General features: G+C 67.8%; 26 protein-coding genes and 1 pseudogene. All 27 read left to right on the forward strand.

The window, feature by feature from the left end:
• The first annotated feature begins 70 nt into the window (after positions 1–70).
• Entirely contained in the window at positions 71–379 is a 309-nt protein-coding gene (rpsJ, locus tag F1D61_RS09075; RefSeq protein ID WP_012330343.1) for a 30S ribosomal protein S10, read from the forward strand.
• A gap of 47 nt (positions 380–426) precedes the next feature.
• Entirely contained in the window at positions 427–1,179 is a 753-nt protein-coding gene (gene rplC, locus F1D61_RS09080; protein ID WP_203157575.1) for a 50S ribosomal protein L3, read from the forward strand.
• Entirely contained in the window at positions 1,179–1,799 is a 621-nt protein-coding gene (gene rplD, locus F1D61_RS09085) for a 50S ribosomal protein L4 (protein ID WP_203157576.1), read from the forward strand. The genes rplC and rplD overlap by 1 nt, the downstream gene beginning before the upstream one ends.
• The gene (locus tag F1D61_RS09090) at positions 1,796–2,092 is read left to right on the forward strand and encodes a 50S ribosomal protein L23 (protein WP_048425815.1); all 297 of its coding nucleotides are present in this window, start codon (positions 1,796–1,798) and stop codon (positions 2,090–2,092) included. Before rplD ends, F1D61_RS09090 begins: the two co-directional genes overlap by 4 nt.
• Before the next feature lie 26 nt (positions 2,093–2,118).
• Positions 2,119–2,955: a 50S ribosomal protein L2 gene (rplB, locus tag F1D61_RS09095; protein WP_203157577.1), complete on the forward strand. Its 837-nt coding sequence runs from the start codon at positions 2,119–2,121 to the stop codon at positions 2,953–2,955.
• A gap of 12 nt (positions 2,956–2,967) precedes the next feature.
• Positions 2,968–3,246 (forward strand): 30S ribosomal protein S19, encoded by a 279-nt coding sequence (gene rpsS, locus F1D61_RS09100; RefSeq protein WP_048425817.1) that lies wholly within the window; start codon positions 2,968–2,970, stop codon positions 3,244–3,246.
• 1 nt (position 3,247) lies between these two features.
• A complete protein-coding gene (gene rplV, locus F1D61_RS09105; protein WP_048431916.1) occupies positions 3,248–3,631 on the forward strand; it encodes a 50S ribosomal protein L22 in 384 nt (127 codons plus the stop codon).
• 10 nt (positions 3,632–3,641) lie between these two features.
• Positions 3,642–4,373: a 30S ribosomal protein S3 gene (gene rpsC, locus F1D61_RS09110; protein ID WP_048431917.1), complete on the forward strand. Its 732-nt coding sequence runs from the start codon at positions 3,642–3,644 to the stop codon at positions 4,371–4,373.
• Between the two features lie 40 nt (positions 4,374–4,413).
• Positions 4,414–4,827, forward strand: a complete 414-nt coding sequence (rplP, locus tag F1D61_RS09115) for a 50S ribosomal protein L16 (protein ID WP_139035992.1) — start codon at positions 4,414–4,416, stop codon at positions 4,825–4,827.
• A gap of 14 nt (positions 4,828–4,841) precedes the next feature.
• Positions 4,842–5,057, forward strand: coding sequence for a 50S ribosomal protein L29 (rpmC, locus tag F1D61_RS09120; RefSeq protein WP_048425821.1), 216 nt, complete (start codon positions 4,842–4,844; stop codon positions 5,055–5,057).
• Positions 5,058–5,070: 13 nt separating this feature from the next.
• Positions 5,071–5,325 (forward strand): 30S ribosomal protein S17, encoded by a 255-nt coding sequence (gene rpsQ / locus F1D61_RS09125; RefSeq protein ID WP_139035991.1) that lies wholly within the window; start codon positions 5,071–5,073, stop codon positions 5,323–5,325.
• 288 nt (positions 5,326–5,613) lie between these two features.
• Positions 5,614–5,982 carry a 50S ribosomal protein L14 gene (gene rplN / locus F1D61_RS09130; protein ID WP_048425823.1) on the forward strand — a complete coding sequence of 123 codons (369 nt, stop codon included), beginning with the start codon at positions 5,614–5,616 and terminating at the stop codon, positions 5,980–5,982.
• Positions 5,982–6,299, forward strand: coding sequence for a 50S ribosomal protein L24 (gene rplX / locus F1D61_RS09135; RefSeq protein ID WP_048425824.1), 318 nt, complete (start codon positions 5,982–5,984; stop codon positions 6,297–6,299). Before rplN ends, rplX begins: the two co-directional genes overlap by 1 nt.
• 48 nt (positions 6,300–6,347) lie before the next feature.
• Positions 6,348–6,857 carry a 50S ribosomal protein L5 gene (gene rplE / locus F1D61_RS09140; protein ID WP_203157578.1) on the forward strand — a complete coding sequence of 170 codons (510 nt, stop codon included), beginning with the start codon at positions 6,348–6,350 and terminating at the stop codon, positions 6,855–6,857.
• Between the two features lie 41 nt (positions 6,858–6,898).
• Positions 6,899–7,204: a 30S ribosomal protein S14 gene (gene rpsN, locus F1D61_RS09145; protein ID WP_165085704.1), complete on the forward strand. Its 306-nt coding sequence runs from the start codon at positions 6,899–6,901 to the stop codon at positions 7,202–7,204.
• Positions 7,205–7,220: 16 nt separating this feature from the next.
• A complete protein-coding gene (rpsH, locus tag F1D61_RS09150; RefSeq protein WP_048425827.1) occupies positions 7,221–7,616 on the forward strand; it encodes a 30S ribosomal protein S8 in 396 nt (131 codons plus the stop codon).
• Between the two features lie 36 nt (positions 7,617–7,652).
• A pseudogene (gene rplF / locus F1D61_RS09155) lies at positions 7,653–8,185 on the forward strand (50S ribosomal protein L6).
• Positions 8,186–8,195: 10 nt separating this feature from the next.
• The gene (gene rplR / locus F1D61_RS09160; RefSeq protein ID WP_048444838.1) at positions 8,196–8,558 is read left to right on the forward strand and encodes a 50S ribosomal protein L18; all 363 of its coding nucleotides are present in this window, start codon (positions 8,196–8,198) and stop codon (positions 8,556–8,558) included.
• Between the two features lie 157 nt (positions 8,559–8,715).
• Entirely contained in the window at positions 8,716–9,297 is a 582-nt protein-coding gene (gene rpsE / locus F1D61_RS09165; protein WP_203157579.1) for a 30S ribosomal protein S5, read from the forward strand.
• Positions 9,298–9,309: 12 nt separating this feature from the next.
• The gene (gene rpmD / locus F1D61_RS09170) at positions 9,310–9,501 is read left to right on the forward strand and encodes a 50S ribosomal protein L30 (protein WP_048431924.1); all 192 of its coding nucleotides are present in this window, start codon (positions 9,310–9,312) and stop codon (positions 9,499–9,501) included.
• Positions 9,502–9,511: 10 nt separating this feature from the next.
• Positions 9,512–10,000 carry a 50S ribosomal protein L15 gene (gene rplO / locus F1D61_RS09175; RefSeq protein ID WP_203157580.1) on the forward strand — a complete coding sequence of 163 codons (489 nt, stop codon included), beginning with the start codon at positions 9,512–9,514 and terminating at the stop codon, positions 9,998–10,000.
• 135 nt (positions 10,001–10,135) lie between these two features.
• Complete coding sequence (secY, locus tag F1D61_RS09180; RefSeq protein WP_203157581.1) at positions 10,136–11,473, forward strand: preprotein translocase subunit SecY; 1,338 nt, start codon at positions 10,136–10,138, stop codon at positions 11,471–11,473.
• 186 nt (positions 11,474–11,659) lie between these two features.
• A complete protein-coding gene (locus F1D61_RS09185) occupies positions 11,660–12,259 on the forward strand; it encodes an adenylate kinase (protein ID WP_203157582.1) in 600 nt (199 codons plus the stop codon).
• Between the two features lie 214 nt (positions 12,260–12,473).
• Entirely contained in the window at positions 12,474–12,842 is a 369-nt protein-coding gene (rpsM, locus tag F1D61_RS09190; RefSeq protein WP_048425835.1) for a 30S ribosomal protein S13, read from the forward strand.
• A 142-nt stretch (positions 12,843–12,984) separates the two neighbouring features.
• The gene (gene rpsK, locus F1D61_RS09195; protein WP_015928609.1) at positions 12,985–13,374 is read left to right on the forward strand and encodes a 30S ribosomal protein S11; all 390 of its coding nucleotides are present in this window, start codon (positions 12,985–12,987) and stop codon (positions 13,372–13,374) included.
• A 63-nt stretch (positions 13,375–13,437) separates the two neighbouring features.
• Positions 13,438–14,322 carry an MBL fold metallo-hydrolase gene (locus F1D61_RS09200; RefSeq protein ID WP_246775796.1) on the forward strand — a complete coding sequence of 295 codons (885 nt, stop codon included), beginning with the start codon at positions 13,438–13,440 and terminating at the stop codon, positions 14,320–14,322.
• A gap of 101 nt (positions 14,323–14,423) precedes the next feature.
• Positions 14,424–15,461 (forward strand): DNA-directed RNA polymerase subunit alpha, encoded by a 1,038-nt coding sequence (locus F1D61_RS09205; RefSeq protein WP_432443232.1) that lies wholly within the window; start codon positions 14,424–14,426, stop codon positions 15,459–15,461.
• The last annotated feature ends 11 nt before the right edge of the window (positions 15,462–15,472 follow it).

The following is a 15,472-nucleotide window of genomic DNA, read 5'->3' on the forward strand; positions in this document are numbered from 1 at the left end:
GCTTCCACGAGCGGACAGGTGACGGGGCGGGCCTCGTGCCCGCCCCATCCCGTCGCGAGGTAGACATCACATGAACGGCCAGAACATCCGTATTCGCCTGAAGGCGTTCGATCATCGCATCCTGGATTCGTCGACCCGCGAGATCGTCTCGACGGCGAAGCGGACCGGGGCCCAGGTCCGCGGGCCGATCCCGCTGCCGACCCGGATCGAGCGCTTCACCGTCAACCGCTCGCCCCACATCGACAAGAAGTCGCGCGAGCAGTTCGAGATGCGCACGCACAAGCGCGTGCTCGACATCGTCGATCCGACGCCCCAGACCGTGGACGCGCTGATGAAGCTCGACCTCGCCGCCGGCGTCGACGTGGAGATCAAGCTCTGAGGACCTGCGGGTTCTTAGAGCTTCACTAGGCTGCGCGGGGGAGAACCATGCGCTCAGGAGTCATTGCACAGAAGGTCGGCATGACCCGCGTCTTCACGGACGCCGGCGAGCATGTTCCGGTCACGGTGCTCAAGGTCGATCAGTGCCAGGTGGTCGCCCACCGCACGGTCGAGAAGAACGGCTACGTCGCGCTCCAGGTGGGTGTCGGCAAGGCCAAGGTCAAGAACGTCACCAAGGCCCAGCGCGGCCACTTCGCCGTCGCGAAGGTCGAGCCGAAGCGCAAGCTGGCCGAGTTCCGCGTGACCGAGGATGCGATCATCCCGGTCGGCGCCGAGATCACCGCGGACCACTTCCTCGAGGGTCAGTTCGTCGACGTGACGGGCACGACCACCGGTAAGGGTTTCGCCGGCGGCATGAAGCGCTGGAACTTCGGCGGTCTGCGCGCCACCCACGGCGTGTCGATCTCGCACCGTTCGATCGGTTCGACCGGCGGCCGTCAGGACCCGGGCAAGACCTTCAAGAACAAGAAGATGCCGGGTCACCTCGGTGTCGAGCGGGTCACGACCCAGAACCTGCGCGTCGTGCGCACCGACGTCGAGCGCGGCCTGATCCTGGTCGAGGGCTCGGTCCCGGGTGTCGACGGCGGCTGGATCTTCGTCCGTGACGCCGTGAAGCGTAAGCTGCCGGCCGACGTGCCGATGCCGGGCAAGTTCCGCGAGCAGTCCGCTGCTCCGCAGGAGACCAACGGCGAGGCCCAGGTCGAGGCTCCCGCGGCTCCGGCCACCGAGGAGAACGCGTGATGAAGTTCGAGATCACCACGCTCGACGGCGGCGAGGCCGGCTCGGTCGAGCTCGACGAGGCCATCTTCGGCCTCGAGCCCCGCGCCGACCTGCTGCAGCGCTGCGTCCGCTGGCAGCTCGCCAAGCGCCAGGCTGGTACCCACCAGACCAAGCAGCGCGGCGAGATCGCCCGCACGACCAAGAAGCTGTACAAGCAGAAGGGCACCGGTAACGCCCGTCACGGCGCGGCCTCGGCCCCGCAGTTCCGCGGCGGCGCCCGCGCCCACGGTCCGGTCACCCGCTCGCACGCCCACGACCTGCCCAAGAAGGTCCGGGCGCTGGCGCTCCGCCACGCTCTCTCGGCCAAGGTCAAGAGCGCCGAGCTGATCGTCATGGACGATGCCCGTCTCGACGAGGGCAAGACCAAGGCGCTCAAGGAGCGGTTCGGCAAGCTGTCGCTCTCGAACGCCCTGATCATCGGCGGCGCCGAGCTCGACCAGAACTTCGCCCGTGCGGCCCGCAACCTGCCGCAGATCGACGTCCTGCCGGTGCAGGGCATCAACGTCTACGACATCCTGCGCCGCGAGAAGCTCGTGCTGACCCGCGCCGCCGTCGATGCGCTGGAGGCGCGATTCAAATGAGCGCTGATCCGCGCCACTACGACGTGATCGTCTCCCCGGTCATCACCGAGAAGGCGACGAACCTCTCGGAGCTCAACAAGGTTGTGTTCCGGGTGGCCCCGAAGGCGACGAAGCCGCAGATCAAGGAAGCGGTCGAGAAGCTCTTTGAGGTCAAGGTGAAGAGCGTCAACACGCTCGTCACCAAGGGCAAGGCCAAGATGTTCCGCGGTCAGCGCGGCCAGCGTTCGGACGTGAAAAAGGCGATCGTGACCCTCGAAGAGGGCCAGACGATCGACGTCACGACCGGGCTCTGAGGGGAACGGCGTAAAGGAACAAGCCAATGGCTTTGAAGACATTCAAGCCGGTCACGCCGAGCCTTCGCCAGCTCGTGATCGTGGACCGTTCGGAGCTCTACAAGGGCAAGCCGGTCAAGTCGCTGACGGTGGGCAAGTCGTCCACCGGCGGCCGCAACAACCTCGGCCGCATCACCGTCCGCTTCCGCGGCGGTGGTCACAAGCGGACCCTGCGCAACATCGACTTCAAGCGGCGTGAGCACGCCGGCAAGGTCGGCACCGTCGAGCGGATCGAGTACGATCCGAACCGCACGGCGTTCATCGCGCTGGTGTCCTACGAGGGTGGGGCGCAGAGCTACATCCTCGCGCCGCAGCGCGTGAAGGCCGGCGACAAGGTGGTGTCGGGCGAGCAGGTCGACATCAAGCCGGGCAACGCCATGCCGCTCGGCAACATGCCGGTCGGCACGATCGTGCACAACGTCGAGCTGAAGATCGGCAAGGGCGGGGCGATCGCCCGGTCCGCGGGCAACTACGCCCAGATCGTCGGCCGCGACCAGGGCTACGTCACGCTGCGCCTGAACTCGGGCGAGCAGCGCCTGGTGCACGGCCAGTGCTACGCCAGCGTGGGCGCGGTCTCGAACCCCGACCACATGAACATCTCGCTCGGCAAGGCCGGCCGGAATCGCTGGCTCGGCAAGCGCCCGCACAACCGCGGCGTCGCGATGAACCCGGTCGACCATCCGCACGGCGGCGGCGAGGGTCGCACCTCGGGCGGTCGTCATCCTGTCACGCCGTGGGGTGTCCCCACGAAGGGCAAGAAGACCCGCTCGAACAAGCGCACCGACACGTTCATCGTGTCGAGCCGCCACAACCGCAAGAAGTAAGGGCTTCGTCCCATGGCACGTTCAATCTGGAAGGGGCCGTTCATCGACGGCTACCTCCTCAAGAAGGCGGACGCCGCGCGCGGCGCGAGCCGCAACGAGGTGATCAAGATCTGGAGCCGTCGCTCCACGATCCTTCCGCATTTCGTTGGTCTGACCTTCGGGGTCTACAACGGGCAGAAGCACATCCCGGTCTACGTTTCCGAGGAAATGGTCGGTCACAAGTTCGGCGAGTTCTCGCCGACCCGCACCTTCCACGGTCACGCGGCCGACAAGAAGGCGAAGAGGCGCTAAGATGGGCAAGGCAGCAGCACCCCGCGCGCTCCCCGAGAACGAGGCCAAGGCCGTGGCGCGCATGCTGCGCGTCAGCCCGCAGAAGCTGAACCTCGTGGCTCAGCTCATCCGCGGCAAGAAGGTCTCGACCGCGCTCGCCGACCTGCAGTTCTCGCGCAAGCGGATCGCGGTCGACGTCCGCAAGTGCCTCGAGAGCGCCATCGCCAACGCCGAGAACAACCACGACCTGGACGTGGACGATCTCGTCGTGAAGGAGGCCTATGTCGGCAAGGCGCTCGTCCTGAAGCGCTTCCACGCCCGCGCCCGCGGCCGTGGCGCCCGCATCCTGAAGCCGTTCGCGAACCTCACCATCGTGGTGCGCGAAGTCCCGGCCGAAGCCGCCTGAGGAGGGACCGATGGGTCAGAAAGTCAATCCGATCGGTCTGCGTCTCGGCATCAACCGGACCTGGGACTCGCGCTGGTACGCCAACAAGGGCGAGTACGCTCGCCTGATGCACGAGGACGTCGCGATCCGCAAAGCGCTGCTCAAGCAGCTCAAGCAGGCCGCGGTCTCCAAGATCGTCATCGAGCGCCCGCACAAGAAGTGCCGCGTCACCATCCACTCGGGTCGCCCGGGCGTGGTGATCGGCAAGAAGGGTGCGGACATCGAGAAGCTGCGCAAGCTCGTCAACTCGATGACCAAGGCCGACGTGACGATCAACATCGTCGAGGTGCGCAAGCCCGAGATCGACGCCACCCTGGTGGCCGACTCGATCGCCCAGCAGCTCGAGCGCCGCGTCGCCTTCCGTCGCGCCATGAAGCGCGCCGTGCAGTCGGCGATGCGTCTGGGCGCCGAGGGCATCCGCATCAACTGCTCCGGCCGCCTCGGCGGTGCCGAGATCGCCCGGCTCGAATGGTACCGCGAGGGCCGCGTGCCCCTGCATACCCTGCGCGCCGACGTCGATTACGGCACGGCCACGGCGTTCACCACCTACGGGACCTGCGGCATCAAGGTGTGGGTGTTCAAGGGCGAGATCCTCGAGCACGACCCGATGGCCCAGGACAAGCGCGCGCACGAGGAGGGCGGCCGTTCCGGCGGACGTCGTGACCGCGAGCGCGGCGAGCGCGGCGGACGGGACGCGGCCTAAGGGCCGCGCTTCCCCCGCCCTTCAGTTTTGAGAGGCTGCCATGCTGCAACCCAAGAAGACGAAGTTCCGCAAGCAGTTCAAGGGCCGCATCCACGGCTTCGCGAAGGGCGGAACCGATCTGAACTTCGGCTCCTACGGCCTCAAGGCCATGGAGCCGGAGCGGATCACCGCGCGTCAGATCGAGGCGGCCCGCCGCGCGATCACCCGCGAGATGAAGCGTCAGGGCCGGGTCTGGATCCGGATCTTCCCCGACGTCCCCGTGACCGCGAAGCCGACCGAAGTCCGCATGGGCTCCGGCAAGGGCGCTCCCGAGTATTGGGCCGCCCGCGTGCATCCGGGCCGCATCATGTTCGAGATCGACGGCGTGGCCGAGGACATCGCCCGCGAGGCGTTGCGCCTGGGTGCCGCCAAGCTGCCGGTCCGCACGCGCTTCATCCAGCGCATCGCCGACTGAGGAGAATATTCGAGATGAAGTCGAGCCAGAGGCTGTCTGACCTGAGCGCGCTGTCGCCGGATCAGCTCGGCGAAGAGCTCCTGAACCTGAAGAAGGAGCAGTTCAACCTGCGCTTCCAGCGGGCCACGGGTCAGCTCGAGAACGTCGCCCGGGTGCGCGAAGTGCGCCGCGACATCGCCCGCGTCCGCACGCTGCAGCGCCAGAAGACGCTGCAGGCGGCACAGGGCTAAGGGAGTTACCACCATGCCGAAGCGCGTGCTGCAGGGCGTCGTCGTCAGCGACAAGCAGGACAAGACCGTCGTCGTGAAGGTGGAGCGTCGCTTCACCCACCCGGTGATGAAGAAGACCATCCGCCGGTCGAAGAACTACCACGCCCACGATGAGAACAACGTGGCCAAGGTCGGCCAGCAGGTGTTCATCGAGGAGTCGCGGCCCTATTCCAAGCTCAAGACCTGGAAGCTGGTCGAGGGCGAGGCCGTCGCGACCGCAGAGGCGTAAGACGGGGCGCCTCATGGGCGTCCCTCTCGCCGGGCTCAGGACCGAGCGCCTTTCGGTGCCTCGGTCCCTTGCCATGAGAGCCGATCCGGTGTAATCGGCCGGCCTCCACCGAAACATGAAGGGCGTGTGACGCTCCTCATCGCGTTCGTTGACCGCGCCAGCGCGAGGCAATCGCGTTGCTGCGCGGTCTTTTAATGGACGGGGACGCGAGATCCCCATCAGGCTGCCGTCCGCCGGGCAATCGTGCCCGACGGAGACCTGCCTGAAACAAGGAAAGGGCGTTAGGCCGTGATCCAGATGCAGACGAATCTGGACGTCGCCGACAATTCCGGCGCACGTCGCGTGATGTGCATCAAGGTGCTCGGCGGTTCCAAGCGCAAGTATGCCGGCGTCGGCGACATCATCGTGGTGTCGGTGAAGGAGGCTATTCCGCGGGGCCGCGTGAAGAAGGGCGACGTCATGAAGGCGGTCGTCGTCCGCACCGCCAAGGATGTCCGTCGGGCCGACGGTTCGGTGATCCGCTTCGACCGCAATGCGGCGGTGCTGATCAACAACCAGAAGGAGCCGATCGGCACGCGTATCTTCGGACCCGTGCCGCGCGAGCTGCGTGCTCGCAACCACATGAAGATCATCTCGCTGGCGCCGGAGGTGCTGTAATGGCTGCGAAGGTGAAGAAGGGCGACAAGGTCGTCGTCCTGACCGGCCGCGACAAGGGTCGCACCGGCGAGGTCATCCAGGTGATGCCGAAGGAAGATCGGGCCCTGGTCCGGGGGATCAACCTGGTGAAGCGCCACACGCGCCAGACCCAGACCTCCGAGGGTGGGATCATCTCCAAGGAGGCGGCGATCCACCTGTCGAACCTGGCGGTCGCCGACCCCAAGGACGGCAAGCCCACCCGGGTTGGTTTTCGCATTCTGGAGGACGGGCGCAAGGTTCGCTTCGCGAAGCGCTCGGGAGATCTGATCGATGGCTGAGGATCTGAAGGACGGGTACACCCGCGGCTCAAGAAGCACTACGAGGAAGTGGTGCGTCCGAAGCTGATCGAGGAGTTCGGCTACACGAACCCGATGCAGGTGCCGGCGATCGAGAAGATCGTCGTCAACATGGGCGTCGGCGAGTCGACCCAGGACTCCAAGAAGGCCACCGTGGCCGCCGAGGATCTCGGCCTGATCGTCGGCCAGAAGCCGGTCATCACCCGGGCCCGCAAGGCGATCGCGACCTTCAAGGTCCGCGAGAACATGCCGATCGGCTGCAAGGTCACGCTGCGCAAGCAGCGGATGTACGAGTTCATGGACCGCCTGATCACCATCGCGCTGCCGCGCGTGCGTGACTTCCGCGGCCTGAACCCGAAGTCGTTCGACGGGCGCGGCAACTACGCCCTCGGGATCAAGGAGCACCTGGTGTTCCCCGAGATCAACTACGACAAGGCCCAGAACACCTGGGGCATGGACATCGTCGTGGCGACCACCGCCAAGACCGATGCCGAGGCCCGGGCGCTCCTGAAGCACTTCAACTTCCCGTTCCGGCAGTGAGGGCGTTCCGCCCCCATACGCGGACACTGGAGAGCTAGAACATGGCTAAGACGAGCAAGATCGAGAAGAACAAGCAGCGGCGGGAGCTCGTGAAGCGCTACGCGCCGAAGCGCGAGGCGCTGCTGGCGACCGCCAACGACGAGTCGCTGTCGATGGAGGAGCGCTTCGAGGCGCGCCTCAAGCTGGCGGAGCTGCCCCGCAATTCCAGCGCGACCCGCATCCGCAACCGCTGCGAGATGACCGGCCGTCCCCGGGCTTACTACCGCAAGCTCGGCATCTCCCGCGTCGCCCTCCGCGACCTGGGATCCCGGGGTCTGATCCCGGGCCTGGTCAAGTCCAGCTGGTAAGGGGAGCGCGCCACAGATGATCAACGATCCCGTGGGCGATATGCTCACCCGCATCCGCAACGGCCAGATGCGCCGTCGCAATGTCGTGCAGACCCCCGGCTCCAAGCTGCGGGCCCGCGTCCTCGACGTGCTGAAGTCCGAGGGCTACATCCGCGACTACGCCACGACCGACTACGGCAACGGGCGCACCGAGTTCGCCATCGAACTCAAGTACTTCGACGGCCAGCCGGTGATCCGCTCTATCGAGCGCGTCTCCAAGCCGGGCCGCCGGGTCTACTCGTCGGTCGATACCCTGCCGCGCGTCGCCGACGGCCTGGGCATCACCATCGTCTCCACCCCTCAGGGCGTCATGGCCGACCACGAGGCGCGCGAGCGCAACGTCGGCGGCGAGGTGCTCTGCAAGGTCTTCTGACCTGCAGACCCTGACAGCCGAAAAGGAAAGACGAGCATGTCCCGCGTAGGCAAGAAGCCCGTGACCGTCCCGGCCGGCGTGACCGCCACCGTCGACGGCCAGAACGTCAAGATCAAGGGCCAGAAGGGCGAGCTGAACTTCCGCGTTCCCGACCAGGTGTCGGTGACCCAGGAGAACGGCGCGATCTCGGTCCAGCCCGGTCGCAGACCAAGGAGGCCCGCGCGATGTGGGGCCTCTCCCGCGCCCAGGTGTCGAACCTGGTCGAGGGGGTGACCAAGGGCTACGAGAAGAAGCTGGAGATCAGCGGCGTCGGTTACCGCGCCGCCGTCGCCGGCAAGGTTCTCAAGCTGTCGCTCGGTTACAGCCACGACGTCGAGTACGCGATCCCCGAGGGGATCACGATCGTGACGCCGAAGCCGGTCGAGATCGTCGTCACCGGCATCGACAAGCAGCGCGTCGGCCAGGTCGCGGCGGAGATCCGCGACTATCGCGGCCCCGAGCCCTACAAGGGCAAGGGCGTGAAGTATGCCGGCGAGTTCATCTTCCGCAAGGAAGGCAAGAAGAAGTAAGGACCGCCGGATGTCTCGCAAAATCGAACTGCTCGATCGGCGCCGCGCGCGCGTCCGGCGGGCGATCCGCAAGGCGGCCAACGGCCGTCCGCGGCTCTCGGTGTTCCGCTCCTCCAAGCAGATCTACGTCCAGGTCATCGACGACGCGACCGGCCACACGCTGGCCGCCGCCTCGAGCCTCGACAAGGACCTGCGTGCCCGCCTCAAGACCGGCGCCGACAAGGCCGCCGCGACCGAGGTCGGCAAGCTGGTGGCGGAGCGCGCCAAGGCGGCCGGGGTGACCCAGGTCATCTTCGACCGCTCGGGCTACCTCTATCACGGCCGGGTCAAGGCCCTGGCCGACGCGGCCCGCGAGGGCGGCCTGGACTTCTGATCCCGGCGAGAGGGGAGGGCGCCCACGCGGCGCCGCCCCGTCGGGATCGGCACGATGTCCCATGAGGCGAGGGGGCCCGGGGGCTCCCTCTCTCATTACGGCGGATGACACACTAGCGAGCGGGACCGCCGCCCGCGTCAGTCGATGGACACACAACATGGCACGTGAGCGTGAGGGTCGTCGCCGCGACGACCGCGAGGAGCGCGACAGCGAGTTCGTGGACAAGCTCGTCCACATCAACCGCGTCGCGAAGGTGGTGAAGGGCGGCCGTCGCTTCGGCTTCGCGGCTCTCGTCGTCGTCGGCGACCAGAAGGGTCGCGTCGGTTTCGGTCACGGCAAGGCCCGTGAGGTTCCCGAGGCCATCCGCAAGGCGACGGAAGCCGCCAAGCGCGGTCTCGTCCGCGTGGCGCTCCGCGAGGGTCGTACGCTGCACCACGACGTGCAGGGCCGTCACGGCGCCGGCAAGGTCATCCTGCGTGCGGCTCCGGCCGGTACCGGCATCATCGCCGGCGGCCCGATGCGCGCCGTCTTCGAGACGCTGGGCATGCAGGACGTCGTGGCGAAGTCGCTCGGCTCCTCGAACCCCTACAACCTCGTGCGCGCCACCTTCGACGCGCTGAAGAACGAGGATTCGCCCCGTTCGGTCGCGGCCCGCCGCGGTCTCAAGGTCTCGGCCCTGCAGGCCCGTCGTCGCGACGCCGACTCGGCCCCCTCGGCCGATTCGGCCGACGCCGCGTAAGGGAGGCACGAGATGGCTGAGAAGACCGTCCGCGTGCAGCAGATCGGCTCCCCGATCCGCCGCGAGGCCAGCCAGCGTCAGACGCTGATCGGCCTGAAACTGAACAAGATGCACCGCATCGCCACGCTCGAGGACACCCCGTCTGTCCGCGGCATGATCGCGAAGGTGCATCACCTCGTGCGCGTTCTCGACGACGCGGCGTGAGGAGGGCACGATGAAGCTCAACGAAATCCGTGACAACGAAGGCGCAACCAAGAAGCGGATGCGCGTCGGCCGTGGTATCGGCTCCGGCAAGGGCAAGACCGGCGGCCGCGGCGTGAAGGGCCAGAAGGCGCGCTCCGGCGTCGCCATCAAGGGCTTCGAGGGCGGCCAGATGCCGCTCCACCGTCGCCTGCCCAAGCGCGGCTTCAACAACCCGGGCGCGACCGACCTCAACGCGGTCAATATCGGGCGCATCCAGGAGGCCGTCGATGCCGGCCGCCTGGACGCCTCGGCGCCCGTGACCCTCGAGGCGCTGATCGCCGCCGGCGTGGTCTCCAAGGCCCGCGACGGCGTGAAGATCCTCGGCGTTGGCGAGCTCACCGCCAAGCTGACCTTCCAGGTCTCCCGCGCGTCCAAGTCGGCCGTCGAGGCGATCGAGAAGGCCGGCGGCTCGGTGACTCAGTCGCTCGCGACCGCCGACGAGGCTGTTGCGTCGGCGTAAGCCACACTTTAAGTCACCGATCATCGGCGGCGGCCCGTGCTTCCAGCGCGAGGCCGCCGCTCGTGTTTTGGGGGGTGCTGACGCATCCCTGACCGCGGCCCGCCGCGGATCCCGATCCCTGAGGACACGTCACCCATGGCCTCTGCAGCCGAGCAGCTCGCCGCCAACCTCAATTTCGGCGCCATCGCCAAGGCCGAAGAGCTCAAGAAGCGCATCTGGTTCACCCTGGGCGCCCTGATCGTCTACCGGCTCGGGACCTACATCCCGCTGCCCGGCATCGATCCCGACGCCTTGCGCCAGAGCTTCGCCAATGCCCAGGGCGGCGTGCTCGGCCTGTTCAACATGTTCTCCGGCGGTGCCGTCGAGCGCATGGCGATCTTCGCGCTCAACATCATGCCGTACATCTCCGCGTCGATCATCGTGCAGCTGCTCACCTCGGTGGTGCCGTCGCTCGAGGCGCTGAAGAAGGAGGGTGAGTCCGGCCGCAAGGTCCTCAACCAGTACACCCGCTACCTCACGGTGGTGCTGGCGATCTTCCAGGCCTGGGGCATCGCGGTTGGGTTGCAGAGCTCCGGCGGCATCGTCCAGGATCCCGGGCCGTTCTTCCTGGTCTCGACCGTCATCACGCTGACCGGCGGCACGCTGTTCCTGATGTGGATCGGCGAGCAGATCACGTCGCGCGGCATCGGCAACGGTTCCTCGCTCATCATCTTCGCGGGTATCGTCGCGCATCTGCCCCAGGCGATCGCCGGCACCCTCGAGCTCGGCCGCCAGGGCGCCCTCTCGACCGTGGTGATCCTCGGCGTCGTGGTGATGGCGGCGGCGGTGGTCTACTTCATCGTGTTCATGGAGCGCGCCCAGCGCCGCCTCCTGATCAACTACCCCAAGCGCCAGGTCGGCAACCGGATGTACGAGGGCCAGACCTCGTTCCTGCCGCTCAAGCTCAACACGTCGGGCGTCATCCCGCCGATCTTCGCCTCGTCGCTGCTGCTGCTGCCGGCCACCGCCGCCAGCTTCCAGACCGATCCGAACGGCACCGGCATCATCGCCACCATGGCGACCTATCTCGGGCACGGCCGGCCGCTCTACATGCTGCTCTACGCCGCCCTGATCATCTTCTTCGCGTTCTTCTATACCGCCGTAGTGTTCAACCCGCAGGAGACGGCGGACAACCTGAAGAAGCATGGCGGCTTCATCCCGGGCATCCGGCCGGGCGAGCGCACCGCCGAGTTCATCGACAAGGTGCTGTCGCGCATCACCGTGATCGGCGCCGCCTACCTGACCATCATCTGCCTCATCCCCGAGATCCTGGTCTCCTACGCCTCGCTGCCGTTCTACTTCGGCGGCACCTCGCTGCTGATCGTGGTCTCGGTGACCATGGACACGGTGGCGCAGGTCCACGGCCATCTGCTGGCGCACCAGTACGAGGGCCTGGTCAAGAAGGCGAAGCTGCGCGGCGCCCGCCGGCGCTGAGGCATCCGGGCGACAGCCGACCGGGCCGGTACAACCGGCCCGGTACGGCGCCCTTGCGCCGGGGCAGGACCTTGGCGCATGGTCTGATACGGCCGAGAGCCGGTCTCGGGTTAGAACAAGCAGACAGGCCGCGCCCCGGGAGGCAAGGATCCCGTGCGGGACGCGGTGCAGGGGGAGTGACAGGTTATGCGGATCATTCTGCTCGGCCCGCCCGGCGCCGGGAAAGGCACCCAATCGGCGCGGATCGTCGAGCGGTTCGGAATCCCGCAGCTTTCGACCGGCGACATGCTGCGGGCCGCGGTGGCGGCCGGCACCCCGGTCGGCCTCAAGGCCAAGGCCCTGATGGAGAGCGGGGCGCTCGTCTCCGACGACGTCGTGATCGGCATCGTCGCCGACCGGATCGAGGAGGCGGATGCCCGCTCCGGCTTCATCCTCGACGGCTTCCCCCGCACGGTGGCGCAGGCCGTCGCCCTCGAGACGATGCTGTCCGAGAAGGGCCTGGCGCTCGACGCGGTGGTCGAGTTCAAGGTCGACGAGGACGCGCTGGTCGGGCGGATCGCCAAGCGTGCCGCCGAGACCGAGGCCCGCGGCGAGCCGGTGCGCAAGGACGACACGCCGGAGGTCTTCAAGACCCGGCTCGAGGCCTATCGCAACCAGACCGCGCCCCTCTCGGCCCATTATGCCGGCACCGGCCTGCTGCGCCAGGTCGACGGCATGGCGCCGATCGACGAGGTGACCAGGCAGCTCGAAACGCTGCTCGCCCCGTTCCAGACCGTGTCGGCGTGACGGAAGGCCGATAGTTGACAACGGTTCGCGCCCGCGCTAGTGGGCGCTCCTTCGTTCAGACTTGGACGGCCCGGCGTGCCTCTCTGGAGGCCGCTCCGGGCCGATTTGCCGTCGGGACGAGCGTGCAGGGGCCGGCCTCCACCGGACGCGCGCGACACCAGAAGAACAGCCGTCCGGGCGTGAAGCCCTGGGCGTGATGGAGAGCAGGAACACCATGGCCCGTATCGCCGGCGTCAACATCCCGACCAACAAGCGCGTCGTCATCGCGCTCCAGTACATCCACGGCATCGGTGCCAAGAAGGCCGAGGAAATCACCGAGAAGGTCGGCATCCCGGCCGAGCGTCGCGTGAACCAGCTCACCGATGCCGAGGTGCTGCAGATCCGCGAGACGATCGACCGCGACTACGTCGTCGAGGGCGACCTGCGCCGCGAAGTCTCGATGAACATCAAGCGCCTGATGGATCTCGGCTGCTACCGCGGCCTGCGCCACCGCCGCAACCTGCCGGTCCGCGGCCAGCGCACCCACACCAACGCTCGCACCCGCAAGGGCAAGGCGAAGCCGATCGCCGGCAAGAAGAAGTAAGCCGCGATCCGCTAGACCGATCGGCGGGGCCGTCTCTCGGTCCCGCCCGTTACCGGCGGTGCGCGAGCGCCGTCACCGCGACTCGTAAGAGACGTCCCGAGCGCCTGGCACCACGGGCGCGCCTGAAGGATCGAAAGACAGTATGGCCAAGGAAGCAACCCGCGTCCGCCGTCGCGAACGCAAGAACATCGTGTCGGGCGTCGCCCACGTGAACGCCTCGTTCAACAACACGATGATCACCATCACGGACGCCCAGGGCAACACGATCTCGTGGTCGTCCGCCGGCGCCATGGGCTTCAAGGGCTCCCGCAAGTCGACCCCCTACGCCGCCCAGGTCGCGGCCGAGGATGCCGGCCGCAAGGCCGCCGAGCACGGCATGCGCACCCTCGAGGTCGAGGTCTCGGGCCCCGGTTCGGGCCGCGAGTCGGCCCTGCGCGCGCTCCAGGCGGCGGGCTTCACGGTGACGTCGATCCGCGACGTGACCCCGATCCCGCATAACGGCTGCCGCCCGCGCAAGCGCCGCCGCGTCTGATCGTCCACCGGCCGGGAGGCTTCGCCAGAGGCCTCCCGGCCGACGGTCCGCGAAGAGGATTGCGTGTCGAACCCCTTCACCGCCGACAGCATCCGGCCCGGCGTCCTTCCCTGGACGCTGGGCGATCGCGTTGTCGTCGCCCTCAACGACGGTCACCTCGATGCGTCGCTCTCGCTGGTGCAGGGAATTTCCTCGGAGGAGGCCGCCCGGCTCCAGATCGAGGGTTTCCGTTCGGCTGAGGCGCCGCGCATCACCGTCAACGCCTTCCTGATCCTCGGCGGACCGGCCCCGGTCCTGGTCGATGCCGGGATGGGCGCGGGCGGTCCCGCCTCCCTCGGGCACCTGCCGAAGGCCCTCGCGGCCTGCGGCGTGGCGGCCGACGCCATCGGCACCGTGCTGGTGACCCACCTGCATTCCGATCACATCGGCGGGCTGACGGGACCGGACGGCGCGGCGCTCTATCCGAATGCCGAGGTGGTGATCCCGCAAGCCGAGGCCGCCTACTGGCTCGCCGACGGGGCCGAGGGGCGGGCGCCGGAGGGCGCGAAGGCCGGTTTTCGCCGCGCCCACGCGCTCGTCGCGGCCTACGGCGACCGGATCCGCCGGGCCGGCGAAGGCGAGGTGCTGCCGGGAATCGAGGCGATCCTGGCGCCCGGCCACACGCCCGGCCACACCGCCTACCGGGTCCAGTCGGGCGATCACAGCCTGCTGATCTGGGGCGACGTGGTGCATCTGCCGGCGATCCAGTTCGCCCAGGCAGAGGCGACCCTGTCCTTCGACGTGGACGGCGCGATGGCCGCCGCCACGCGCAAGCGCATCCTCGACCGGGCGGCGGCCGACCGTCTTCTGGTCGCCGGGATGCATCTCGAGTTTCCGGCCCTCGGCAAGGTCCGGCGCGACGGCGCCGGCTTCGCCTGGGTCCCGGAGCAGTGGAGCGCGGCGTCCTGACCGCCCCTGCTCCGACCGTGTGAGAGATCAGGACGGCGGTGTCTCCCGGGCGCGGGGGAGACCGCGAGGGGAGGGCCTGTCCAAGGCCGCCCCGGTGTAAGTTGGCGAGAGGTGCGAACGTGGTCATTCAGAAGAACTGGCAAGAGCTGATCAAGCCGAACAAGCTCGAGGTCACCCCCGGGCACGACCCGAAGCGGATCGCCACCGTGGTGGCCGAGCCGCTGGAGCGCGGCTTCGGCACCACCCTCGGCAACTCCCTGCGCCGTGTCCTCCTCTCGTCGCTCCAGGGCGCGGCCGTCACCGCGGTCCAGATCGACGGCGTGCTGCACGAGTTCTCGTCGATTCCCGGCGTGCGCGAGGACGTCACCGACATCGTCCTCAACATCAAGACGATTGCCATCCGCTCGTCGAGCGACACCCCCAAGCGCATGACCCTGCGCAAGACCGGCCCGGGCCTGGTCACGGCGGGCGACATCGCGACGATCGGCGATGTGCAGATCCTCAATCCCGACCTGGTGCTCTGCACCCTGGATGACGGGGCCGAGATCCGCATGGAGTTCACCGTGTCGGCCGGCAAGGGCTACGTCCCGGCCGAGCGCAACCGGCCCGAGGACGCGCCGATCGGCCTGATCCCGGTCGATGCGCTGTTCTCGCCGGTCACCAAGGTGTCCTACCGCATCGAGAACACCCGCGAGGGCCAGGATCTCGACAAGGACAAGCTGACCATGACGGTCGAGACCAACGGTGCGGTCTCGCCCGAGGATGCGCTGGCCTATGCCGCCCGCATCATCCAGGACCAGCTCCAGATCTTCGTCAACTTTGAGGAGCCCCGCAAGGAAGAGGCTGCGCCGCTGGCGCCGCAGCTGCCCTTCAACCCGGCCCTGCTCAAGAAGGTCGACGAGCTCGAACTGTCGGTCCGCTCGGCCAACTGCCTCAAGAACGACAACATCGTCTATATCGGCGACCTCATCCAGAAGACCGAAGCGGAGATGCTGCGCACGCCGAACTTCGGCCGCAAGTCGCTCAACGAGATCAAGGAAGTGCTCGCCGCCATGGGCCTGCACCTCGGCATGGACGTGCCCGGCTGGCCGCCGGAGAACATCGAGGACCTGGCCAAGCGCTTCGAGGAGCACTACTAGGCCCTGTTTCG

The sequence above is a fragment of the Methylobacterium aquaticum genome (assembly GCF_016804325.1).
GTDB classification, from domain to species: Bacteria; Pseudomonadota; Alphaproteobacteria; order Rhizobiales; family Beijerinckiaceae; genus Methylobacterium; species Methylobacterium aquaticum_C.